Source organism: Granulicella sp. L46 (assembly GCF_009765785.1).
Classification (GTDB): Bacteria; Acidobacteriota; Terriglobia; order Terriglobales; family Acidobacteriaceae; genus Granulicella.
Genome location: NZ_LMUT01000016.1, coordinates 138334 through 162124, shown reverse-complemented (window position 1 = coordinate 162124; position 23791 = coordinate 138334). Strand labels below are relative to the sequence as shown.

Genomic DNA, 23791 nt, shown 5'->3' with positions numbered 1-23791 from the left:
GCACATGAACTGGATCGTACGAAATCTCTGGCTGATTCCCGCGCTGCCTCTCTTTGCAGCCGGAATCAGCGCACTCGCGAAGCAGAAGAATCGCGCTCTCGCGGCCGGCCTTGCCATCGGCTCGATGGGCATCTCCTTCCTCCTTGCCTTGTGCGCGTTTGCTCATGTGTTGGTGTTGCGAAGCAGCGGGCAGGCGACGCAACAGGTCTTCAATTTTCCCTGGTTTCAGTTCGGCAATGACTGGCTGTCGCTGGGATGGGTACTAAATCCGCTGACTGCCGTGATGCTCGTGATGGTCACCTTCGTGGGTCTGCTGATTTTCATCTTCAGCGTCGGCTACATGGAGCATGACGAAAACTTCACGCGCTTCTTCTGCTTCCTGGCGCTGTTCGCGAGCGCGATGCTGGGCGTGATCATCTCGAACAGCCTGCTGCTGCTCTTCATGTGCTGGGAGATTGTGGGTCTTACCTCCTACCTGCTCATCGGCTTTTGGTACTTCAAACCGAGCGCCGCGGCGGCAGCAAAAAAGGCATTCATTACAACCCGCATCGGAGATCTTCCCTTCTTCCTTGGGATCGTCTGGCTGTACTCGCAGACGGGGACGCTGCTGTTCTACAACAACGGGGCCGGGTGCCTCGAACCCACAGCCATCACTCACCTGCTCTCGCAGACGACCGCGATCGGCGTCTGCGTAGCAACCGGAATTGCGCTGCTGATCTTCTGTGGAGCGATTGGAAAATCTGGCCAGTTCCCTCTGCACGTATGGCTTCCGGACGCTATGGAAGGCCCGACGCCGGTAAGCGCGTTGATCCATGCTGCGACGATGGTAGCTGCCGGCGTATTTCTCGTCGCCCGGGTTTATCCGCTGATGAGCGCCCACAACGGCATCGCTGGCATGCTGACAACGTCGACTGCGCTGCAGGCTGTGACGTGGATCGGGGCAATCACGGCGCTGTTCGGATCTCTAGTTGCTGTCGCGCAATTTGATATCAAGCGGATCCTGGCGTACTCGACTGTTTCCCAACTGGGATACATGATGATGGGACTGGGCGTGGGCGGCGTTGCCGTCGGCATGTTCCACCTCATCACGCACGCGTTCTTCAAAGCGCTGCTGTTCCTCGGCGCTGGCTCGATCATTCACGGCTGCTCGGGCGAGCAGGACATCCGCCGCATGGGCGGAATTCGAAAGCTGATGCCCATTACCTTCCTCACCTACGGGATCGCGATGCTGGCGCTGTGCGGATTTCCGTTGTTCTCCGGGTTCTGGAGTAAGGACGAAATTCTTCACGCCGCGCATCATTGGAACATCTCGCAGGCGCCGTACTACATGGGTGCGTTTGCCGCGCTGCTCACGGCGTTCTACATGACGCGGCAGGTGTTCTATGTCTTTGCCGGAAGCTCGCGGCTCACCGAAGAGGTCACGGATGCATCGCACGCCGCGGCTCACACCGATGCGCACGCCGCCGACCACCATCATGGCTCCAGCGCAATCCATGAAAGCCCTGCGGTCATGACGGTGCCGCTCGCTCTCCTGTCGGTGTTTGCCCTGCTGCTCGGTTTCTTCGGAACGCCAGCGTGGCCGTGGTTCCAGTCATTCCTCGATGACTCGCCGTTGGCCGTTAATTTCGGCGCGTTCGGAGAGGGCGGCATACTGCCAGTGATGCTGATTTCCTCGGTCATCGTGTTTCTCGGCCTTGGCCTGGGCTGGTGGTTCTATGGCCGCAAGCCGATTGAGAGTGCTGTAGCCCCCGACGCTGTCGGAAAACTTTCTCCTCCTATCTTCACGGTGCTGGGCCACGCGTTCTACTTCGACGCGTTTTACGGTGCGACCTTTATTCGACTGAATACGTTGCTTTCGAAGATCTCCGATTGGCTCGACCGCTGGGTCTGGAGTGGTGCCGTGAAGACGATCACTTCACTCGTATTTGGATTCGCTCACTTGGATAACTTCTTAGACACTAACGTAGTGAACTCGGGCTTTGATGAAGGATGCGAAGGCGTCTCGCTCAGCGGCCAGATCCTCTCGAGGCTGCAAGCTGGTCGCGTGCAGGGATACCTCAAGATTGTCGCAGGAGCGCTCATCGTGTTCACGATCGTGCTGCTATGGAAGGCCAAAATATGAACTCCTTCCCATGGCTCACCATTCTGACCGCAGTCCCGCTCGTGGGCGCGCTTGCTGTATTGGCGCTGGGCGTCAGGAACAAGGCGTTCGTACGCTGGACAGCGCTGGCCTTCAGCGCAATCTCCCTGATCATTACGCTGATTCTTTGGCACAGCTTCAACAGCACCGCTGACGGCTTCCAATTTCAGGAGTTGCATGCGTGGATACCGTCGCTCAACGTGAGCTATCGCGTGGGCATCGATGGGCTAGGCCTGCTGATGCTACTGCTCACTGCGATTGTCGTTCCAATCGGCATGCTCGCGTCCTGGCAGATTGAACAACGGGTTCCGCTGTACTTTGCGCTGGTTCTTATGCTTCAGACGTGTCTCGTCGGCACCTTCACGGCACTGAACTTTTTCCACTGGTTCATCTTCTGGGAGCTGGCGCTGATTCCCGCGTTCTTCCTGGTCAGACTTTGGGGCGGCTCCGGCAGCGCCAAGGCCGCGATGCAATTCCTCGTGTACACCATGGTGGGCAGCGTGGCGATGCTGCTTTCCTTTCTGGCAATCTTCCTGGCAACGAAGACATTTGATTTCACCGAACTCGCGGCCATGGCGCAGAACGGCACCCTGATGCCGGCGGTGGTCGCGAAGCTCGGATGGCATCTGCTAACTCCGGAACACGTGGCGCTGGTCATCTTCTTTGGTGCGTTTCTTGGTTTCGCGGTCAAGGTCCCGCTGTTCCCCTTTCACACGTGGCTGCCCTCGACCTACTCGGAAGCCCCAAGTGGAACGACCATCCTGTTGACGGGCGCGATGTCCAAGATGGGTGTATACGGTTTTCTTCGTATCCTCCTTCCAATCTTCAACCCCGAGATGCAGAAGGTTTTGAACCTCCTTCTGTGGCTCGCGGTCGCAACTGTGGTTCTGTCCGCTTACACAGCATTGGCGCAGAAAGACCTAAAGCGAATCTTTGCGTATTCGTCGATCAACCACTTGGGCTACTGCCTGCTGGCGATCTTCGCGGTGGCCAAATTCACCGGCGGAGATGCAGCGCTCACCACTCAGAAGTTTGCCGCGATGAATGGCGTCTTCCTGCAGATGTTCAACCATGGCCTCACAGCAGCGACGCTCTTCTGGTTCATCGCGATGTTGGAGAAGCGGACCGGCGGCGTGCGCGGACTCGATGACTTCGGCGGACTGCGCAAAGTCATTCCAGTCTTCACCGGCCTGATGGGGATCGCGCTGTTCTCTTCCCTCGGCCTCCCCGGACTGAACGGATTCATCGGCGAATTCCTGATCTTCAAGGGGTCGTTTCCGCTCGTAACCTGGGCCACTTCCCTGTCAGTGATCGGCCTGCTGATCACAGCCATCTTCATCCTCGGCGTTATCCAGCGCGTCTTCTCCGGGCCGCTCAAGGAGAAGTGGGCGCAGTTACCTGACCTCACACTCGGCGAGCGGCTGGCGCTCGTGCCTGTTATTGGACTTATGTTTGCTCTGGGTCTTTATCCCCAGCTGATTCTCGGCGTCGTCAACCATACCGCCATACAGATGGCGATCCATCTGCGGAACTTCTGATTATGCTTGCTTGGACGATCTACATCTCGTTTCTCGGAGCTCTGGTGCTCCTCTTGCTGCCCAGCCGTAACGCGGCGTTGGTACGCGTCCTAGCGCTTGCGACAACTCTGGTCACCTTTGCCATCACGTTGACGGCGTTCCTCCAGCACCGTTCGGGCGAGATGTTTACGGTCGTCGACTATCCCTGGATCTCATCGCTAGGCATTCACTTCAGCCTCAAGGCCGATGGCATCAGCTTGACCTTGCTCCTGCTCACCGGCGTCATCGGAGTTTGCGGGGTTCTCTTCTCCTGGGATGTTGACCATCGCATCAAGGAGTTCTTCGCGTTCTACCTTGTCTTGATCGGCGCAGTCTACGGCGTGTTTTTGAGCTTTGACCTATTCCTCCTCTTTGTGTTCTACGAGATCGTGGTGATCCCCAAGTACTTCCTCATCGCCATCTGGGGTTCGACACGTCGCGAATATGCGGCTATGAAGCTCGTGCTCTATTCCTTCATTGGCAGCGCCATGGTCCTGGTCGGCCTCATCGCCGCGTACGTAGTCGCAGGTTCCAGAAGCATGTCCCTCGGCGATCTTGCTGGATATCAGTACTCGCCTCACTTCCAGATGTGGGCGTTTCCGCTGGTCTTCGTGGGATTCGGCATTCTCGCCGGTCTTTGGCCCTTCCACACCTGGGCACCAACGGGCCACGTTGCGGCGCCGACGGCTGCTTCCATGTTGCTCGCCGGCGTCGTGATGAAGTTGGGAGCATACGGCTGCCTGCGCGTGGCCATGACGCTCTTCCCTCTTGGCCTTGCTCCCTGGGGCTTTCATGTCCTTGGCCTGGGTTCCTGGCGTGACGTCTTTGCGGTACTCGCCGTCATCGGCATTCTGTACGGCGCGCTGGTCGCCTTGGTGCAGAAAGACTTCAAGTTCGTCATCGGCTACTCGAGCATCAGCCACATGGGTTTCATCTTGCTTGGCCTGATGACCCTCAACCAGATTGGCCTCTCCGGTGCCGTAGTTCAGATGGTGTCGCACGGAATTCTCGCCGGCTTGCTGTTCGCTGTTGTCGGGCGCATGGTCTACTCCCGCACCCACACCCGCGATCTTCCCGCTCTGGGACCCATGCACATGAACAAGGCGCTACCGTTTGCTGCCTTCACCTTCGTCATTGCCGGTATGGCGAGCATGGGTCTACCTGGTTTCAGCGGATTCGCTGCGGAGTTGATGATCTTGATTGGGGTTTGGCATTCGTATCCGACACTCATTCTCTTTGTCGGCATAGGGCTTATTGCCGGAGTCGCCTATATCTGGCGAGCGATGCAACAAGCATTCTTTACGGGGCCAACGCCTGCTGCCGCCGTCGCTCCGCCAGATCATCCGCTTCCCCCGATCACCTTCCCGGAGAAATTGGGTGCAGGAATTCTCATCTGCTCCAGTGTGATCGTCGGAACATTTCCCCAGGTCTTTCTTAACGTCATTCATCCAGCCTTGAACTCGCCGCTCTTCCAGGGCCTGCGAAACGGAGGCTGGTAATGAGCGTCATCAACTACGGACAACTGCTGCAACTCGCTTGGCCAGAGATCATCCTTACCGTAGCGGCGCTGATCGCTTTGGCTGCCGACCTCCTATTCTTTCGACAGTCTGCACTGCGTACCCGATTTTTGGTCGCCGCAAGCATAGCGTCGATTGGCTGCATAGCCGCGATCTTCAAGCTGTTGCCCGGCTCGAGCGAGGGCATGCTTCTCGGCGGCGTCTTTCTATCCAATCCGGCCACGCACCTGGTTCAGATCGCGCTGCTGGTGATCGCGATCCTGACGCTCTTCCTCTCGGTAGACTCAACCTTTACTGATCACGTGGGTGAGTTCGTTCTCCTAATTCTGCTCGCGACAACTGGAATGATGTTTCTCGTTGCCTCGCAGGATCTGCTCGTTATCTTCATTTCGCTAGAGTTGCTGAGCCTGTCGGTCTACATTCTTGCAGGGTTTGACAAGCGGAGCTCTCGTTCGGCTGAAGCTGCTTTGAAGTACTTCCTCTTCGGTGGCATGTCTGCGGCCTTCATGCTGTTTGGCTTCAGCTTGCTGTATGGGTTCTCCAATTCGACTAACCTCGTCCAGATCGCCAGTGCCATTCACGCGGTGCCGCTCAATCCACTCGTGATCCTTGCGATCGTCACAACGGTGATCGGCTTCGGATTCAAGATCGCTGCCGCACCGTTCCACTTCTGGGCACCAGACGTCTATCAAGGCGCGCCCACACCGAGTGCTGCCTTCATCGCTTCCGGTTCAAAGGTGGCGAGCTTCTTCATCTTCTTCCAGGTTCTCGTTATAGGCTTTGCCGGCGCGGAAGGTAGCGCGACGTTGCATCACTTCCAGAGCGGATGGGTGCCGGTGATTGTCACGGTTGCAGTCGCCTCGATGCTGCTGGGAAATCTAGTCGCGATCACGCAGACCAGCCTCCGCCGGTTGCTTGCTTATTCTGCTGTTGCCCATGCTGGGTACATGCTGCTCGCCTACGTGGCCCATTCAGAGCAAAGTCTGGCGGCGCTCTTATATTACGTCGCGACGTACGCGCTCGCCACGCTCGGTATCTTCGGCATTTTGACAGTCACGGAAAAGCAGCTTGGCAACGACAAAATCTCCGACCTTGCTGGCCTGAGCCGACGGGCGCCCTTCCTCTCTGCTTGCCTCTTCATCTTCGTGCTCTCCCTTGCTGGGATTCCTCCGCTGTCGGGATTCTTCGCGAAGTTCCTTCTCTTCACCGCGGTGCTCGCGGTAAGCCCGGGTTCGAAGCTCCTGATCGGCCTAATCATCTTCGCCATTGGCATGAGCGCGGTCTCCCTCTACTACTACCTCAGGGTGCTCAAGAGCGCATTCGTCGCTGATCCCCCGGCCGATGCCACACCAATTCAGTCGCCCATGCTGCTGCAGTTAGTCGTGGGATTGCTTGCAGCTGGCGTAGTCGCCCTGGGCTGCGCCCCAGACCTGATCCTGAACCAGATTCTGAAAGTGATTCACGCCTCGGGACTCTGATCTACCAGCGGCTGCGAACTGATTTCGATCAGACGATCGTTATCTTGTCATAGGTGTGCCCACATATCGCGAAGGCTTTCAATCCTTCGCGAGCCGTTCGATAAGAGCTCGAACGTCATCCGCATCCACGACATATTGAGGTCCCATCGAAAGCGACTCGCCGGCCATTTCCGCTGGCGAAGCAGTTTGCTTCAGCCTTCGACGGAGCGATCCGTGAAAGTGTTTGGCGTGGGTGGCCCGCGCCAACGAGGCAGCATTCTCTAACCGCAAACCGCCTCCAATTGCAATTTCAATCCGATCGCCTGCCAGCCGAACCAACTCTGCGAGCGCTGCGGATCCGGCAACGACGTTCGGCTGCCCCCCTGAAGTTAAAAGTCGATCGGCTCCAGTGGTGATCACGTCTTCGAGAGCTTGGGGCAGCGATGGCGTCGCATCGAAGGCCCGATGAAAGGTGACCTTCAGCGGTCGTGCGAGCTGGACCAGCGCACGCGTGGCCTCAACGTCGACGCGCCCATCCGGCCACAGAATTCCGAAGACCGCACCAGCGGCACCAAGTTCCTTGATGTGCAGAATGTCTCGCCGCATAACATCGATTTCGGACGCCGCGTACACGAAGCTGCCACCACGCGGCCGCACGAGTACATGCACGGGAAGCCCGCTACGCTCGACCGCATCAAGAATCAGTCCGTGACTCGGGGTAATTCCACCCTCGCTGAGTCCAGAACATAGTTCGATTCGGTGCGCTCCGCCCTCTCTTGCCGCGAGGCACGCGTCGATCGTCTCGGCGCAGAGTTCAAAGATCATCTCTTGCATTTGGCCTGACCTGCTTCCGGCATCAACGAAAACAACTTACATGTTGAGTCACTTCAACGACTCGATTGTACCTAGTCAGCATCGATAGGAAGTCGTTTGACGACGCACGACCTCACCGCGCCTCCAATGAGGAAGCCGTACGATCGACGTCGTGATAACGAGGTCCAGGCACGGGAGCATTGCACTCTTCGATCAGCCCATGGGACCGCAGACCTGCTCGGCGAACCGGATTGGAGAGATCCCCCTGACCTATATTCTGTGTGATATCGTCACTCTAACTGAGCGTATAGGCGCCAAACAATCAAATTGGGTCATGGCGTTACCTCTTTGAGAATGATTACCAAGAGATAACCGAATGACGAATATGTATCAGGATTTAGAGCATTAAACTCTTCAAGCACGATACACGGGAGACACGCATGGCTGTTGGAACCACCGGAGATGCAGGCACAACCATCCGCAACGAAGCGTCGGGAAGTTACATCCTGCCGATGGTCCTCATGCTCGCTCTCTACTTCAGCATCGGCTTCATCACCGCGCTCAACGACATCCTCATCCCGCACTTCAAAGAACTCTTCCACCTCACGAACGTGCTCGCCCTGCTGGTCGACCTTTGCTTTTTCGGCGCCTACTTCGTCATGTCGGTGCCCTGCGGCTGGATCGTCGGCCGCATCGGGTACAAGCCCAGCATCATCACCGCCCTTTGTGTCATGTCGGCGGGCCTCTTCCTGTTCGTTCCAGCCTCCATCGCGATCTCCTATCCTATATTCCTCTTCGCGCTCTTCGTCGTCGGCAGCGGACTCGCTCTCCTGCAAGTTGCGGTCAATCCTTATGTCAGTGTCCTCGGTCCACCCGATAAGGGCGCCTGGCGCATCAATCTCTGCGGCATCTTCAACTCCTCCGCAACGACCATCGCTCCGCGCGTCGGCGCCATCTTTATTTTCATCGCAGCCGGAGCCACCACCGCGCAGCTCGCCCACTCCGTGCGCATGCCCTATGTCATCCTCGGAAGCTTCGCCCTGCTGGTCGCCCTCATCACCGCCGCTGTTCCCCTACCCTCGCTGATCGAAACCAACTCCAAAGCCGTCACCACTAAAGCCGATGGCGGAGCCTGGAGCTTCACACACTTGCGCTTCGGCGCACTCGCCATCTTCTCCTCAGTCGGTTCCGAAGTCGCCATCGGCAGCATCCTCATCAACTTTCTCGGCCAACCCTCCATGGGCGGTTACACCCACGCCGCGGCCGCCACCTTCGTCTCTTTCTATTGGGGAGGTGCCATGGCCGGCCGAATCATCGGCTCCGTAGCCCTGCTCAAGGTCAAAGCCCAGCACGCGCTCTTCGCCGTAGCCAGCGTAGCCGCCCTCATGGTTGTCATCACCATCTTCGGCCATGGCTCTGTCGCCAAGTGGGCTATTGTCAGCTGCGGCCTTTTCAACTCTGTCATGTGGCCCTGCATCTTTCCGCTCGCGGTCAAGGGCCTCGGCAAATTCACAAGCCAGGGTTCTGGCATCCTGATCACCATGGTGGTCGGAGGCGCCATCGTGCCTGTCCTTCAAGGCTTCCTCGCCGACAAGCTCGGTTACCAGCACAGCTTCGTGATGGTGCTGCTCTGCTACGCCTACCTAGTCTTCTTCGCCACCAGCGGTTACAAGATTCGCCAGCCCCGCTTCGATTCCCTACCCAACTACATGCCGCCGGTTGAGATCTAGTTAACTTATGACGTCGGTCCCGGCTTCCGCTTGGGATCGAGATGCGTTGGGCGATCGTCCGCTCCGAGCGAAGCAGTCGGACCACCATCGAGACCCATCACCGTAACGTCGTTATTGCCGGAGTACACCATGCGCCCGGCAGAAACAGGCTGCCCATCGACCCGATCGATGCATCGTAGTCGCAGCTCAAAACGTTTGGCTGATAGCTGCGCCCATCCGAGTTCGCACCATTCATCCGGCGAACGCGAAGCATACTCCGACCGCGATGCCCATCGCTTCGTTCAACCATGCTAGTGAAATTGTGCCCTCTGCAATTGAGTGGTTTGCTCCGCGATTCTGTTGGGGGGCAATTCGGCCTGGTTTCCGCCCTTGGACGAGAAGACAATGAGTTCGCCCAAGCGAACCGGAAGGCGTGCGCGGCCAATCATACCTGACATCCGGCTGCTCAGTTCTGATCCAAAGGCCCGAGACCCCGCGATCACTTGGGCACCAAACGCCGATTTCGCCGGTCGCTTCCCCCTGATCCGGCTAGAAATCTGCTCGAATTGTGCCCAAAAATCGCTATTCCGCCCTTGACTAGCAGTTTTTTTGCCCTATCCGCAATTTCGTTGTTGCAAACCACATCGAGACAAGGTAGATTTCACTAAATCGTCACACTTTTGAGCAACTCGGCCCCATTTGAACAAAATAGTGTTCGAAGAACCCTAGAGCAGCAGTTTGAGTCACGGGCCATTAACTCATGTGTGACGTATCGCACAAGGTTCGCAAACAAGGCTTCAAGAGAGAGCAGACATGACACGCGAATTTGTATTGCATAAGGAGATCCCAGTGAAGCTGAAATGTTACTCAACGTTAATGATGGTGATAGCCATCTGTTTGGGCACGCTCGTATTTGGAGCGTCAACGCCTGCGTGGGCCCAGCAAGCCGCTGGCTCTATTACTGGAACCGTAACTGACCCCAGCGGCGGCGCCATTCCGAATGCACTCGTCACCGTCCGCGATACCGATCGTGGCACTGTATGGACCACCAAGACCAGCGGCGCGGGTCTGTACAACTTCCCCCAAATCCCCGAGGGAAACGTTGTTATCACCGTCGAGGCTTCCGGCTTCAGCAAAGAGGTTCGCAACTCCTTCTCGCTGTCCGTCAATCAGGTCGCTGAAATCAACTTCAAGTTGCAGGTCGGCGGAGTCAATGCAGTGGTTGATGTGACTGCAGCTCCTCCCCTCCTCCAGACCGTTTCAACGGAAGTGAGCACCGTCCTTGACGCCAACACCGTCGGAAATCTCCCGATGGCCTCGCGTAACATCAACCAACTGACCCTCCTTGTTCCGGGCGCGATCAGCCCCAACATCTTCGCCTTCGCATCCTCGCAGAACACCTTTGGTACCGGTCGTCCCTATGTGAACGGCGCGCGTGAGCAGGACAACAACGCCAGCCTCGACGGCATGGACATCAACCAGCCCGACAACAACGACGCAGCCTATGTGGCCGCACCGGATGCCATCGGAAACTTCCAACTCATCACAAGCAATGCGCCGGCCGATTACGGCAACTACATCGGCGGTGTACTCGTCGAGACCACAAAGTCCGGCACCAACCACTTTCATGGAACCGTCTACGAGTATTTCCGCAACACCGTTCTCAATGCCAATAGCTGGCAGGACAAGGCCCAGGCCTTCCTCCTCATCCCTGACACCAACGGTGACGGTGGCTACTTTACCGGACCAGGAAATCCTCGCCCGGTTCTGCAGTGGAACAACTTTGGCGCCGCTGTAGGTGGACCGATCGTCAAGGACAAATTGTTCTTCTTCGCTGACTTCAACTCTGCGATTAACAACACTCCCAAAACAGCGCAAAATAACCAGGTCATTCCGTCAGCCTTTCTTACCGGCGATATGAGCACCCTTTGTACTAGCCAGGGCGCTTCCTTTGTCGACGGCGTCTGCTCCAACCAGGCCCTGCAACTCTACAGCCCGGTCTATCTCACTGGTCCCAACGCCGGCCAGATCGCCCCTATCGGTGGACGTCAGCCCTTCCTCAACAACCTGGTGCCGATCAACAGCACCGTAGCGCAAAACATGGTCTCGTCCTCGCTCTTCAAGGAGCAATTCGAGCAGCCGACCTACTACACCAACGGCTACGTGCACAGCTACCAGGGTGATCTCAAGATCGACTGGCAAGCCAGCCCGAAGGATCACATCAACGGCCGTTACACCCAGGCGTACACGATCAACACCAGCAGCAATGGAACCAACGTCCTGACGCCGAATCTTACGCGCGAATATCCGCTCAAGAACTTCGTCGCCAACTGGGATCGCCAGATCACCCCATCGCTGGTAAACGAAGTTCGTGCAGGTATGCAGATCTTCCCGGCCAACGATCAGATCTACACCAACGCAACCGACCAGAATTTACCTGAGGTGTTTGGACTCCCCGGCGTTCAGGGAACGATCTTGCCTTTGATGAGTTTCGGTTACGGCAACGTGGGCAGCCAAAACGGAGTCGAGATCTTCCACGACACCACCATCGAAGCGGAGGATTCGCTTACCTGGGTACATGGCAAGCATTCCATTCACGGCGGGTTTGAGTACTATCACTACATCATGAACGACGTCTACGCCGGCAACCAGGGCGCTTCGGGTGCGTTCAGCTTCAACGGTCAATACACTGCCAACGGGCTCGTCCCGGGCACCCAGACGGCCATCTCCGGTAGCGCGTTCGCCGACTTCCTGCTCGGCTTGCCCCAGGGCGTTCAACAGGGCGAACCCTTCAACTTCCACCTTCGCAACAGTCTGTTCGCAGGCTTCGTGCAGGACAATTGGACGGTTTCTCCCAACCTGACCCTCAACCTCGGTCTTCGCTACGAGCTCACCACCGACCGGGGCGACAAGGACCACAACAACAACGTCAACTTCGATCTCCTCACCGGAACTCCACAGATCGGAACCAACTACAACACCTATACCGGTATCGGTAACTGGCAGCCGCGCGTCGGCTTTGCATGGCAGCCGAGCTGGATTCCGAAGATGGTCGTTCGTGGCGCGTACGATATCTCCACCTACATGGAAGGCAACGGCGTCAACAATATGGCGGTCGTCAATCCTCCCAACGTCGAACTGCATAATGAGCAAAACATTTCAGGCGCGTCGCTCTTGTATCCAACCACCACACTGGATGAAGGCTACCTGCCCTTCGAATCGGCTGCCTGCACTCCGGCACTCTTGCAGGAGTTTGCATCCGAGTGCTTTGCCAGTGGACAGGTGCACGCTACCAATCCGAATCTGCGACCCGCTGTCGATCAGCAGTTCAGCCTCGCTGTTCAGCAGCAGTTCGCCGCGAATTCGTCCATCACCATCGGCTGGGTCGGTAACAAAGACGACCACATGTCCGACATCTACCTCTACAACCAGAAGCAGATCAACTCCGCGGGCGAGGTCGTTCCCGGTCCTTACATGCAGCCGATCGTGAACGCTGGAGCTCAGGCGCGTTACAACGCGTCCGACGGCATCTCCCGCTATAACGCATTGGAACTCATGTTTGCTCAGAAGAATTACCACGGCCTGGATCTCACGGTAAGCTATACCTGGTCGAAGTGCCAGGCCAACTCCCTCGGTTACTTCGGATCGTATGGTGATGAAGAAGGTGCCGGCGAATCGCAGACGGAGGCCGGGCAGAACTTCTTCCAGAACGAGTACGACCCAAAGGCCGACTACGGCCGCTGCACTATAGACGTCGCCCAGTATTTCGTAGCCTACGGCGTGTATGACTTGCCCTTCGGTCGCGGAAAGCTGATTGGCACCAACGTCAGCAGGCCCGTCAATGCCGTGATCGGTGGCTGGAAGATTGCTGCCGACACCCAGATGCATTCCGGCTTCGGTATCACTCCTTTTGCCGGCGCCTACTTCGCAGACCAAAATCCCAACTCTGCATCGACACTCACCGGCTCTTACATGGCACGTCCTGATTGCGTGCAAGGCATGTTAAACAATCAACCCATGCAGACCGTGCAGATCGGCGGAAGCATTGGCAGAACCAATCTCAATCCTAAGTCGGTAACTGAAGTCGCTGATGTAGCCGATGGTGGAACGTTCGGAAACTGTCAGAATGGCGCCCTTCGTGGACCGGGCCTTAAGACGGCAGACCTGAATATCACCAAGATGGTGTACTTTACCGATACGTTCAACCTCGCCTTCTCTGCACAGTTCATCAACCTGACCAACACGCCGATCTTCAGCGTACCGGCAGCCTACGGCGGAGCATACAGCTCCTGCGGAGCTTGCAATGCTGTTCGCACAACCGGTCCACTCGGCGGCGGTGCGGGCACGGTTGGCACCTTCGGCCTCGTCGATGGATCGAACCCTGGGCGTCAAGTTGAGTTCGCACTCAGACTCAGCTTCTAACCATCAACCCTAACCATTGATGCCACCCCAGCTCGGGGTGGCATTTGTGCTTAACGCCAACCAGAGATTTCTCTTCGGGTACATTTGGATAATTGAGGTTTCAATGAAACATTCCGTTTACGCGTTATTCGTAGTGATCTGCATGAGCGTGATCCAACCTGCACACGCTCAGAAAACAGAGTTCTGGATGAGTAACGGGACCACCTCCGTCGCATCCTTTATGGCGCACAAAGATAAGATCGACATCATCTCTCCGACCTGGTATCAGATCGACCAGAACGGCTTCGTTAGCGGCGAGCCGCAGCCGGTTGTCCTGAAGGCCGCCAAGGACGCGCATCTCACCATCATCCCGCTCTTCGCGCTTTTCAATCCCGACAAGGCGCATGCACTCTTCAACGACACAAAAGCTCAGGACGCGCTGATCGCTTCCCTCCTTCGCGAGTGCAAAGAGAACGGCTACGACGGCGCAAATCTCGACATCGAAGATGTCATGTGGACCGATCGCGATGGCCTCTCCGCGCTCGTAAAGAAAATCGCTGACGCCCTCCACCAGCAACACCTGCAAGTTCAGATCGACGTTGTTCCCAACGCGCCCGGACATCCTGGCGAGACTGCCTTCAGCACATGGATGTTTCAAGAGTGGCGCGGAGGCTACGACCTGAAAGCTCTCGCGGATGCCGTCGACCTCATCTGCCTGATGACCTACGATCAGAACACTCGCTGGACTGAACCCGGTCCCGTCGACGGCTGGGTCTGGACGAATCAGAACCTCGACTACGCGCTCAAGGCCGTGCCCAAGAGCAAGCTCTCGCTCGGCATCGCGTTCTATGGTTATCACTGGTACACCGGCGAGCCTGGCTTCGAGGGTAAGGACCGGATCCCGCATCCCACCGCTGACTATATCTCCTATGCCGACACAATCTATCTCCGTGACACCTACGGCGGGAAGACCCAGTGGGATGAGGAGGAGCACACTCCCTGGTTCTTCATCAATCGCGATCAGATGCGCGAGTGGTTCTTCTACACCGACAAGCGCGCCTTCATGGATCGCTTCGACCTCGCGAAGAAGTCAAACCTGCAGGGCGTCTGCGCCTGGGTGCTCGGCGAAGAAGACCCAGCGATATGGGACGCGATCCCAGCCAAACGCTAGCTCAAACTATAGGGACGAACGCACGAAAGAGCCCTCTCCAACGAGAGGGCTTTTCTTCACCAGCAATTCGCAACCGCTACTCCACCAACCGTCCGCGGAAGATGGTACCCGTGTGATCGCCAGCCTCGTCGAACACGTTGAAGTTCGCAGGCGTGCCCGGCGCCATCGTCGACAGCTGCGACATTCCCATCATGCGCGCAGGATTACGCGAAGCGAGCCGAACGGCTGCTCCCAGCGACGTTCCAGTGAATTTCTGCACGTTCGCAACGGCCTGGTCCATCGTCAACACGCTCCCAGCCAGAGTCTCGCCCGACAGGCAGACACCATCTTTCACGACGACCTCAAAATCTCCAAGCGTATACGTTCCATCCGGCACGCCCGTCGCCGACATACCATCGGTCACAAGGATCGCCCGCTCTTCCCCCTTGATCTTCAGCCACAGCCGAATGATGGCTGGATCCACATGCACTCCGTCGCAGATCGCCTCAGCATAAATATCATCGCGATCTAAGATGGTTCCCACAATTCCCGGCTCACGATGATCAATGGGCCGCATCGCGTTGAACAAATGTGTGGAACTCGTTGCCCCCGCCGCGATTGACGCCAGCGTCTCCTCGGATGTCGCCGTGCTATGGCCCATCGTTACGCGCACACCGGCAGCGGTCGCGTGCTGAATCAGTTCAAGCGCATGCGGAAGTTCCGGCGCCAGCGTCATCAAACGAATGTGCCCTCTCGCCGCCGCCTGGAAGCGATCGAACAACTCAATGTTCGGTTCACGAATGCTGACCTCGGGATGGACGCCACGTTTTCCGTGCGACACAAACGGTCCTTCCAGATGGATCCCAACCGGAACCGCGATAGGAGCGCCGGATCGGCCGTGGGACGGATGTTCGATCACATCGGCCAGCCGTTCCAGCGCCTTGAGCGTCAGCTCCAGTGGCGCTGTCACCGTCGTCGGTAAATAATGGGCTACGCCACGCGTCACCAGGAACCGGCCTACCTCCGCAATACCCGACGAGTCCGACGCCATGAAGTCGAACGATCGCGCTCCATGCACATGAATATCGAAGAAGGCTGCGGTAAGCGTTTCCTTCGAGCCATTCGCATCTCCCGACTCGATGCGAACGATATGGCCATCCTCCACCGATACCACCGGATATTCAATCTCTCCCGTGTCGGTGATCAATCTACGTGCAGTTATTGTCGTCAGCATCGATTTCCATTCTTCTAACAACTTGCAATGCTCAAGCCCGGTCGATCGCCTTCTTCGTATCAGCTGTGCTATCACGAAGCTATGCTCGAATCATGTGATGCACACCGCCGAGGTGCCTTCGACGGCACATCAAAAGCTACCCTCGTTACAGCACGCAGAAGGGGCCGTCGCAGCTTCCGCCATGGACGCTGCGAATAAAAGTTCTTGCCCACACCAGACAGAGTGTGTTCTTGTAGTACACGATAGCTCAGAAGTTTGCGCACTTCAATAGAAAACAATCACTTTGGCAGGAGAATGTCCACTTACATGATCGATTCCATCCAACCGACATTTCGCTTCTGCCGCTTCCGGTCGAGTTGGTCTCTGGCCGGTGTCTTCTGCCTGCTTTTCGTGTCAACTCCCGTTATCCAGGCGCAATCCGTCACACCTGCTGCTCCCGCCATGTCTCCGCAGCCAAAGGAGATCCAGCCCGGCGCATTGGTTTCTGTGCATTCCGTTTCTGTACTCGTTCCCGGCAGCGATCCGGACGACCTCTTCGCCGCGCAAAACCTCACCCAATCCCTCACCCAAAGCGGCATCCTCCTATCCTCAGCCGCGGGCAACGCCGATCTCACCGTAAATCTCCTCCGCGCGGACTCCTCGCAAGCCCGCCGGCTCCTATCCGCAAGCCATCTCGCCTTCGACGCTCCCATGCACGACGAAGGCTACGTCCTCGTCTCGCAAAAAAACTCCACGGCAGGCGAGACCGTCGACATCATCGGCCAGACCGCCGCCGGCATCTTCTACGGCGCGCAGACCATCAAGCAGCTCGTGGAATCCTCCCCCAACGGCCCACAGATATGGTCCGCCACCATCCGCGACTGGCCCGCAATGAAGTATCGAGGGCAGCACGACGACCTCTCCCGCGGCCCCTTCCCCACGCTCGCCTTCCAGAAGCATCAGCTTGAAGTCTTCGCCGCGCACAAGGTCAATCTCTACTCGCCCTACTTCGAGAGCAATCTCGAGTATTCCGCCGACCCTCTCGCCGCGCCCCCCGGCGGAGCCCTCACCCGCGATGAGGCCAAAGAGCTCGTAGCCTTCGCCACGCCTCTCCACATCATGATCGTTCCTGAGCAGGAAGCCTTTGGCCACGTTCACCACGTTCTCGAATACGAAAAGTATGCCGACGTAGCCGAGACGCCGCACGGCAACGTCATCGCCCCCGGCCAGCCCAACTCGCTCCCGCTCATCGTGAGCTGGTTCACCCAGATTGCCGCCGACTTCCCCAGCCCGTTCCTGCACATCGGCGCAGACGAAACCTTCGACCTCGGCCTCGGTCGCACCAAACCCGAAGTCGACAAGCGCGGTCTCGGCCCCGCGTACGCCGACTTCCTCAGCTCTATCCATACGGTGCTCGCCCCGCTTCACCGCCGCCTCATCTTCTGGGGCGACATCGGCGACTCCGACCCCTCCGCCATCCTCGGAATCCCTAAGGACATGATCGCCGTCCCCTGGGTTTACGGCCACAAAGACAGCTACGACAACGACATTCTTCCCTTCAAGAAACAAGGCCTCGAGACCTGGGTTGCCCCCGGCGATTCCAACTGGCGCCAGGTCTACCCCGTCGAAAAAACCGCACTCGACAACATCTCCGGCTTTATCGCTGCCGGCCAGCGTCTCGGCAGCACCGGCGAACTCACCACCATTTGGAACGACGACGGCGAAGGCCTCTATAACCAGGATTGGTTTGGCACGCTCTTCGGCGCGGCCGCCGGGTGGCAGTCCGTCAAAGCCGAGGCCGCGCCTTACGAAGCATCATTCGGCCCGAGCTTCTATGGCGATAAAACAGGCCGCATCAACCAGGCCATGGCCGAGATCATCGCCGCCGAAGATCTCATCGACGTCAGCGACGAAGCTTTCTGGCTCGACCCCTGGAGCCCCGCCGGCCTCGCCAAGGCCGATAAGCTCCGACCCAACCTCTCCGCCGCGCGCCTCCATTCCGAGCGAGCCATCGAGCTGATCGAAACCGCGCTCGCCACCGATCCGTCTCTCCGCGAAAAAGATTCGCTACGTGCCATGGAACTAGGCGCCCGCCGCATTGATTTCATCGGCCTGAAATTCCAGCTCTCCGACGAAATGCGCGACCTCTACGCTCAGGCCTACGACCTGCAGCATGATCGCAAGAAAGATTCCACCACCGAAAACCTGCTCTACAACATCAGCAGTATGAACGGCCGCTGCCAGGATCTGCGCGACGGGTTCTCGCTCCTCAAGAACCTCTATCGCGAAAGCTGGATGGCTGAGAATCGTCCCTACTGGATCGACAACGTCCTCGTCCGCTACGACCTGCAAACGCAACTCTGGCAGAAGCGCGGCCAGGACATCGACACCCTCATCGACAACTTCTACGTGACGCGAACCCTTCCGCCCGCAAACCAGATAGGCATTCCCGCACCGGTTTCACCACCCAAATAGGGCCACCGCAGCGGCTACGCGAGAATGACCTCGATACCCCGCGCCGTGAGCTCTTCATGGATCGACTTCGGCAGATCCGAATCTGTAACCAGACAATGGATCGCCGATATGGGGCAGATGAGTGCAGGACTCACCTGCCCCATCTTCTTGCTATCGGCCACCACGATCACTTTCTTCGCATTCCGAATGAACGCCAGCGATACCGCCGCCTCTTCCGATTCCAGCGTCGTGATTCCGCGCTCCATATCGAACCCCGTGATACTGATAAACGCTTTATCCAGATACACATCGCGGAGAAAATTCAAGGCCGGCTGCCCTGCCAGCGCGAAGGTCCAAGCCCAGGCCAGCGTTCCGCCCGTCAGCATGGTCTTGATCGCCGGTTGATTGCAAAGCTCCATCCCGATATTGACCGCATTGGTGATCACCGAAATCCCGCGCCGATGCCGCAGCGACCGACCAATCTGCGTCGTCGTCGTTCCCGCCGTCAGCCCAATCGTCTCGCTCTCGCCAATTAATTCGCTAGCCGCCACGCCGATCCGCCGCTTCGCATCCGCCGACCGCAGCTCTCTGGCCTGGAACGAAGTATCGTGCCGAAATGGCTCATACAACAGCGGTTCCACCAGCGTCGCGCCACCATGCGTACGCAACACGAGACCACGTTTTTCCAGTCGCGCCAGGTCTCGCCGAATGCTCGGAGCCGACGTCCCCACCTGGTCCACCAGCTCCTGAACGGAGATATCCCCCGCCCGAAGCAGGGCCTTCATAATACGATCGCCGCGAACATCTGTCTTGGTTGACATACGATTTGAATCTAGATGAGTGTAGCGCCACAATGCTTGCCGTTAACTAAATATTTTTCTTGCAGCTTCCTGAAACGTGCCCTATTCTGATCGTATAGAGCTTAAACGATCAATTTTGCCGAAGGACAGCCACTCCGTGCCCACATCGCCTAAACCCTCCCCATTCGCTCACTGGATGCTGCGCGAGATCTTCGAACAGCCCTCCACTCTTGAGGCGACGGTAGCCCGCTACGTCGATGAAGACGGCCTCTGCTCCGAAACCTGCGCCCCTCTCCTCGAATGGCTCAAGCGCGTACAGAACAAGATCGTGATCGCCGCCAGCGGCTCCAGCCGCCACGCCGGTCTGCTTGCCGAACTCATCATCGAAGACCTCAGCGGCATCCCCGTCGACGTCGAGTACGCGAGCGAATATTCCTACCGCTCGGAGAAGGCCCTCACCAACACCGCCGTCATGGTGATCTCCCAATCCGGCGAAACCGCCGACACCCTCGCCGCGCTGCGCAAGGCCAATCTCGTCGGCAACGAAACCCTCGCTATCACCAACGTCGACGACTCCACCATGGAGCGCGAAGCCACCGTCTCCTTCCCCACTGTTGCCGGCCGCGAGCGCGCCATCCCTGCCACCAAGAGCTTCACCGCGCAACTGCTCAATCTCTATCTCCTCGCCCTCATGAGCGCCATCTCGCGCGACCTAATGGACGCCGCCGAGCTCAAGCAGCGCCTTGCCGAAGTGGCCGCACTCCCCGACCAGATCGAAGCCCAGCTCCGCGGCTGGGAGGAGGCCATGCACGGCGTCGCCTACCAGTACCGCGAAGCCAAAAACTTCCTCTTCCTCGGCCGCGGCATTCACTATCCCATCGCCCGCGAAGGCGCCCTCAAGCTAAAAGAATCCGCCTACCTTCACGCCGAAGGCTATCCGAGCGGTGAGCTCAAGCACGGCCCCAACGCGCTCGTCGCCGAAGGCACACCGCTGGTCATGATCGCCACCGTCGACCACTCCGATCCCGACTCGATCCAGCGTTACGAGAAGGTAGTTCAGCTCATGCGCGACATGCGCGAGCAGCACGCGAGCATCCTCGCCATCGCCAACACCGGCGATGAAACGGTAGCCGAGCTCGCCGATCACACGGTCTATGTCGCCGAGATGCGCGAGCCGCTGCTGGCGATCTGTGAGACGATTCCATTGCAGCTTCTTTCCTACTGGATGGCCATCAACAACGGCATCGACGTCGACCATCCGAGGAATCTGACCAAGGCCGTGCTCGCGGAGTAGCTCATCCCATGCCGTACTTCCTTGCCCTTGATATCGGCGGTACCAAAACCGACTACCTCCTCGCCGACGACACCCGCGAACTCGCGCGCGTGCGCACCGGCACCATCAAGCGCATGCGCACCGACGCCACCACTGCAGCCACCAACCTCGATCAAGCGCTCTCGGAACTCACTACCCTCACCGGCATCTCGCCGCAAGCCATCACCCGCACCTGCATCGGCACCGCTGGCGAAACCGTTCCGCTCGTCACCGACTGGCTGCGCGAAGCCTTCGCCGCCCGCGTCTCCGGCGACCTCATCCTTCTAGGCGATGTCGAGATCGCGCTCGACGCAGCCTTTCAAGGCGGCATCGGCGTGCTCGCGATGGCCGGCACGGGATCCAACGTAGCCGGCCGCATGCCCAACGGAACCCTCGTCACCGCCGGCGGCTGGGGGCCCGAGCTCGCCGACCAGGGCTCCGGTTACAAGATCGGCCGCCAAGGCCTTCGCGCCGCGCTGCTCGCCCGCGATGAACAACTCCCCACCATCCTCCTCGACGCCGTCCTCGACTTCTGGAAACTCGCCTCTCTCGATCTCCTCGTCGAGTACGCCAACTCCCGCCCCGCCCCTGACTTCTCTCGCCTCACCGAAGTCGTCCTTCGCTGCGCTAACCTGGGTGACGTCGTTGCAGCCGAAGTCCTCCGTCGCGAGGGCGAAGATTTAGCATGGCTTGTCCGCGTCGTTCTTCACCGCATTCACGCCGCGTCCTCCGCCGATGCCCCGCTTCCAAGCCTCGCCTTTACCGGCTCCATCATGGAAAAAGTTCAGCCCGTGCGCGACGCCCTCATCGCCGCCGTCCGCGCCGAGTTTCCTACGCTCCACACCCTCGACGGCGTCATCGACCCCATCGCAGGCGCACTCTGGCGCGCTCGCACCAGCCATTCTGTCTGAACAAAAATTCATGTGCCCAGCAGCGCACTGTCTCCCACCGACGCTGATCTTCAGCTTGTCTTTAGCTGGATTGCTTACTATAGATACATGAACCTCGATAGGCTCAAGGCCTTGAGCTTACCTCTCCAAAAAAGACAGCAACGTCAATGGCCTCGCCAATTGGTTCTGTTTCTCATCGTCATTCCTGTGCTCGCGACCATCGCGCATGCGCAAGGAGGCCCGCCCTTTCGCACCGACGATCCGGAAACACCCGGCAACAAGCATTGGGAGATTAACTTCGGCTGGATTGGCGATCGCAATCCCCAGGCAGGCGCCTACCAGGTGCCCGACTTCGACATCAACTACGGTCTCGGCGACCGCATCCAACTCAAGTACGAAATCCCCATCGCCATCGAAGAGACGCGCGCCCAGCCAGCCTCACCGTCTCAGCCTGCCGTTGAGGAACAGGTCATCGGCGGCCTCGGGCAAAGCCTGCTCGGTATCAAGTGGCGCTTCTACGAACATCATCCCAACGATCCCTGGGTCAAGAATCGCTTCGGTACCGGCCTGCTGGGAGCTTTCGGGCGTCATCCATCCGATCAGCCCCAGCCCGTCGCGGCCTCCGGCGATTCCCCCGGCGCCGACGATTCCACAGAGCCCATCGTCAACTTCAGCATCTCCACGTACCCGCAGCTCTTTCTTGACAATCCCACCGGCTCTGTCCCTCGCGGTGTCGTCGCCCCCGGGCCAAACTTTTTTCTTCCGATCGAAATTAATGGCCGCATCGGCCCCATCCGTATCGACGGCGAAGTCGGTTACAACTTCGGCAATCATGCGTTACCCCAAAGCTGGGGACGCGGTCTGCTCGTAGGGCACGAGTTCACGGACCGCACCGAAGCTTACATTGAACTCTACGACCAGCAGGACGCCAACACGCTCCCTGCCGGCCAGGGTGTCGGGAAATTCGCCACCGGTGGCCCCAAACAGCGTGAAACCACGCTCGGCCTCGGGGGCCGTCAGGCGCTCAATCACTCCAAGACATTCAACTTATTGCTGATGGCGGGCCGCAGCTTCCAAACCATCACAGCCAACAACAGCCAGCCGAGCTGGATCGCGTATGTCGGCGTTCAACTCCTGCTAGGCCCCGCCGAACCCGTAACGTCCCAGGTCGAACAAAAACTCCCAAACGAAAGCAAGCGGTAGCGCCGAAGCACTACCGCTTGAGCCATCCGCCTCTACCAGCTATTTCTGCACGCCAAACGTAAACACCGTCTCCGAGTGCAACGTCTCGCCCGGCTTCAATAGGGTCGACGCAAACTTCGGCTGATTCGGCGCATCCGGAAAGTGCTGCGTCTCCAGGCAGAAGCCCGCATACTTCTGATACGTCACGCCAAACTTCCCGGTCTTGCTGCCATCCAGAAAGTTGCCGGAATAAAACTGCACGCCCGGCTGCGTCGTCGTCACGGTAAGTGTCCGTCCGCTGCTAGCCTCATAAACCTTCGCGGCCACATGCAGCCCATCGCCCGCGCCATTGAGCGCCCAGTTATGGTCGTAGCCACCGCCAATCTTCAACTGCTCGTTGGTATCGTTGATACGCGCGCCAATCGCCGTAGGCTTCAGGAAATCAAACGGCGTTCCTTTGACCGGCGCCAGCTCGCCTGTGGGGATCTGCGTAGCATCCACAGGAGTATAGAAGTCCGCGGGCATCATCAACACGTGATCGAGGATCGTTCCCTTCCCATCGCCCGCCAGGTTGAAATAGCTGTGGTTCGTAAGGTTCACGACCGTCGCCTTAGTCGTCGTCGCGATGTAATTAATCTTGAGCGACTTGCCCTCCACGGTATAACGCACGCGCGCCGTCAGCGTTCCCGGAAAACCCATGTCGCCATCCGGGCTCACCAGCGTCATCTCGACGCCGTCCGGAATCTCTTTGCCCACCCAAACCTTGCTGCTGAAGCCCGCTGGCCCGCCATGCAGCGCGTTGCCATTGTTGTTCAGCGGCACATGATAGGTCTTGCCATCAATCGTGAACGCACCCTTCGCAATGCGGTTTCCATAGCGCCCCACAATTGAACCGAAGTACGTGCTCTTGTCCGCTTCATACTCCTTCAAACTGTCATAGCCCAGTACCACATCCGCCTTTTTCCCCGCGCGGTCTGGAGCTTCGATGCTAACGACCCGCGCACCAAACGTCGTAATCAGCACGGTAAGGTTCTCGTTGCTGAGGGTATAAATTTGCACCGGAGTTCCATCCGCGGTCTTCCCCCAATCCGCTTTCGTCACACCCGCCTGCGCCAGCGAACTCATGAACACTACCGCAACTCCAAGTACAGCCTGCTTGAACGTCATTCCATCTCCTTCAAACTTCAATCGCTTTAA

15 protein-coding genes are annotated in these 23791 nt (G+C 58.3%); 11 read left to right on the top strand and 4 right to left on the bottom strand.

Features of this window, described 5'->3' with window-relative positions:
• Positions 1-4: 4 nt before the first annotated feature.
• From nuoL to GSQ80_RS17765, 4 genes are read left to right on the top strand one after another with little or no spacing between them, the layout of a single operon-like run.
• Positions 5-2122: an NADH-quinone oxidoreductase subunit L gene (gene nuoL, locus GSQ80_RS17780; RefSeq protein ID WP_158789005.1), complete on the top strand. Its 2118-nt coding sequence runs from the start codon at positions 5-7 to the stop codon at positions 2120-2122.
• Entirely contained in the window at positions 2119-3678 is a 1560-nt protein-coding gene (locus GSQ80_RS17775) for a NuoM family protein (RefSeq protein ID WP_158789004.1), read from the top strand. Before nuoL ends, GSQ80_RS17775 begins: the two co-directional genes overlap by 4 nt.
• 2 nt (positions 3679-3680) lie before the next feature.
• Entirely contained in the window at positions 3681-5195 is a 1515-nt protein-coding gene (locus GSQ80_RS17770) for a NuoM family protein (RefSeq protein WP_158789003.1), read from the top strand.
• Positions 5195-6691 carry an NADH-quinone oxidoreductase subunit N gene (locus GSQ80_RS17765; protein WP_158789002.1) on the top strand — a complete coding sequence of 499 codons (1497 nt, stop codon included), beginning with the start codon at positions 5195-5197 and terminating at the stop codon, positions 6689-6691. Before GSQ80_RS17770 ends, GSQ80_RS17765 begins: the two co-directional genes overlap by 1 nt.
• A gap of 78 nt (positions 6692-6769) precedes the next feature.
• On the opposite strand, the gene GSQ80_RS17760 is transcribed toward GSQ80_RS17765, so the two are convergent.
• Complete coding sequence (locus tag GSQ80_RS17760; RefSeq protein ID WP_158789001.1) at positions 6770-7504, bottom strand: copper homeostasis protein CutC; 735 nt, start codon at positions 7502-7504, stop codon at positions 6770-6772.
• A 419-nt stretch (positions 7505-7923) separates the two neighbouring features.
• On the opposite strand from GSQ80_RS17760, the gene GSQ80_RS17755 reads away from it, so the two are divergent.
• The 3 genes from GSQ80_RS17755 (at position 7924) to GSQ80_RS17745 (ending at position 14764) form a co-directional block, all read left to right on the top strand.
• The gene (locus tag GSQ80_RS17755; RefSeq protein ID WP_158789000.1) at positions 7924-9213 is read left to right on the top strand and encodes a sugar MFS transporter; all 1290 of its coding nucleotides are present in this window, start codon (positions 7924-7926) and stop codon (positions 9211-9213) included.
• 828 nt (positions 9214-10041) lie between these two features.
• Positions 10042-13614 (top strand): carboxypeptidase regulatory-like domain-containing protein, encoded by a 3573-nt coding sequence (locus GSQ80_RS17750; RefSeq protein WP_158788999.1) that lies wholly within the window; start codon positions 10042-10044, stop codon positions 13612-13614.
• 103 nt (positions 13615-13717) lie between these two features.
• Positions 13718-14764 carry a glycosyl hydrolase family 18 protein gene (locus GSQ80_RS17745; RefSeq protein ID WP_254059744.1) on the top strand — a complete coding sequence of 349 codons (1047 nt, stop codon included), beginning with the start codon at positions 13718-13720 and terminating at the stop codon, positions 14762-14764.
• A gap of 76 nt (positions 14765-14840) precedes the next feature.
• On the opposite strand, the gene nagA is transcribed toward GSQ80_RS17745, so the two are convergent.
• Positions 14841-15977: an N-acetylglucosamine-6-phosphate deacetylase gene (gene nagA, locus GSQ80_RS17740; protein WP_158788998.1), complete on the bottom strand. Its 1137-nt coding sequence runs from the start codon at positions 15975-15977 to the stop codon at positions 14841-14843.
• Between the two features lie 306 nt (positions 15978-16283).
• On the opposite strand from nagA, the gene GSQ80_RS17735 reads away from it, so the two are divergent.
• Positions 16284-18431, top strand: coding sequence for a glycoside hydrolase family 20 zincin-like fold domain-containing protein (locus tag GSQ80_RS17735; RefSeq protein ID WP_158788997.1), 2148 nt, complete (start codon positions 16284-16286; stop codon positions 18429-18431).
• A 14-nt stretch (positions 18432-18445) separates the two neighbouring features.
• Here the strand turns inward: GSQ80_RS17735 and GSQ80_RS17730 are convergent, their stop codons facing one another.
• On the bottom strand, positions 18446-19231 hold the full coding sequence (locus tag GSQ80_RS17730; protein WP_158788996.1) for a DeoR/GlpR family DNA-binding transcription regulator: 786 nt from the start codon (positions 19229-19231) through the stop codon (positions 18446-18448).
• A 136-nt stretch (positions 19232-19367) separates the two neighbouring features.
• On the opposite strand from GSQ80_RS17730, the gene GSQ80_RS17725 reads away from it, so the two are divergent.
• From GSQ80_RS17725 to GSQ80_RS17715, 3 genes are all read left to right on the top strand, one after another.
• The gene (locus GSQ80_RS17725; protein ID WP_254059743.1) at positions 19368-20504 is read left to right on the top strand and encodes an SIS domain-containing protein; all 1137 of its coding nucleotides are present in this window, start codon (positions 19368-19370) and stop codon (positions 20502-20504) included.
• A gap of 8 nt (positions 20505-20512) precedes the next feature.
• The gene (locus GSQ80_RS17720; protein WP_158788995.1) at positions 20513-21433 is read left to right on the top strand and encodes an N-acetylglucosamine kinase; all 921 of its coding nucleotides are present in this window, start codon (positions 20513-20515) and stop codon (positions 21431-21433) included.
• A 159-nt stretch (positions 21434-21592) separates the two neighbouring features.
• On the top strand, positions 21593-22615 hold the full coding sequence (locus GSQ80_RS17715) for a hypothetical protein (RefSeq protein ID WP_158788994.1): 1023 nt from the start codon (positions 21593-21595) through the stop codon (positions 22613-22615).
• Positions 22616-22654: 39 nt separating this feature from the next.
• Here the strand turns inward: GSQ80_RS17715 and GSQ80_RS17710 are convergent, their stop codons facing one another.
• Positions 22655-23761, bottom strand: a complete 1107-nt coding sequence (locus GSQ80_RS17710; RefSeq protein ID WP_158788993.1) for an aldose epimerase family protein — start codon at positions 23759-23761, stop codon at positions 22655-22657.
• Between the last annotated feature and the right edge of the window lie 30 nt (positions 23762-23791).

Coding starts and splice junctions, on each gene's coding strand:
- nuoL (WP_158789005.1), top strand. CDS start 5: ATGAACTGGATCGTACGAAATCTCTGGCTGATTCCCGCGCTGCCTCTC.
- GSQ80_RS17775 (WP_158789004.1), top strand. CDS start 2,119: ATGAACTCCTTCCCATGGCTCACCATTCTGACCGCAGTCCCGCTCGTG.
- GSQ80_RS17770 (WP_158789003.1), top strand. CDS start 3,681: ATGCTTGCTTGGACGATCTACATCTCGTTTCTCGGAGCTCTGGTGCTC.
- GSQ80_RS17765 (WP_158789002.1), top strand. CDS start 5,195: ATGAGCGTCATCAACTACGGACAACTGCTGCAACTCGCTTGGCCAGAG.
- GSQ80_RS17760 (WP_158789001.1), bottom strand. CDS start 7,504: ATGCAAGAGATGATCTTTGAACTCTGCGCCGAGACGATCGACGCGTGC.
- GSQ80_RS17755 (WP_158789000.1), top strand. CDS start 7,924: ATGGCTGTTGGAACCACCGGAGATGCAGGCACAACCATCCGCAACGAA.
- GSQ80_RS17745 (WP_254059744.1), top strand. CDS start 13,718: ATGAAACATTCCGTTTACGCGTTATTCGTAGTGATCTGCATGAGCGTG.
- nagA (WP_158788998.1), bottom strand. CDS start 15,977: ATGCTGACGACAATAACTGCACGTAGATTGATCACCGACACGGGAGAG.
- GSQ80_RS17735 (WP_158788997.1), top strand. CDS start 16,284: ATGATCGATTCCATCCAACCGACATTTCGCTTCTGCCGCTTCCGGTCG.
- GSQ80_RS17730 (WP_158788996.1), bottom strand. CDS start 19,231: ATGTCAACCAAGACAGATGTTCGCGGCGATCGTATTATGAAGGCCCTG.
- GSQ80_RS17720 (WP_158788995.1), top strand. CDS start 20,513: ATGCCGTACTTCCTTGCCCTTGATATCGGCGGTACCAAAACCGACTAC.
- GSQ80_RS17710 (WP_158788993.1), bottom strand. CDS start 23,761: ATGACGTTCAAGCAGGCTGTACTTGGAGTTGCGGTAGTGTTCATGAGT.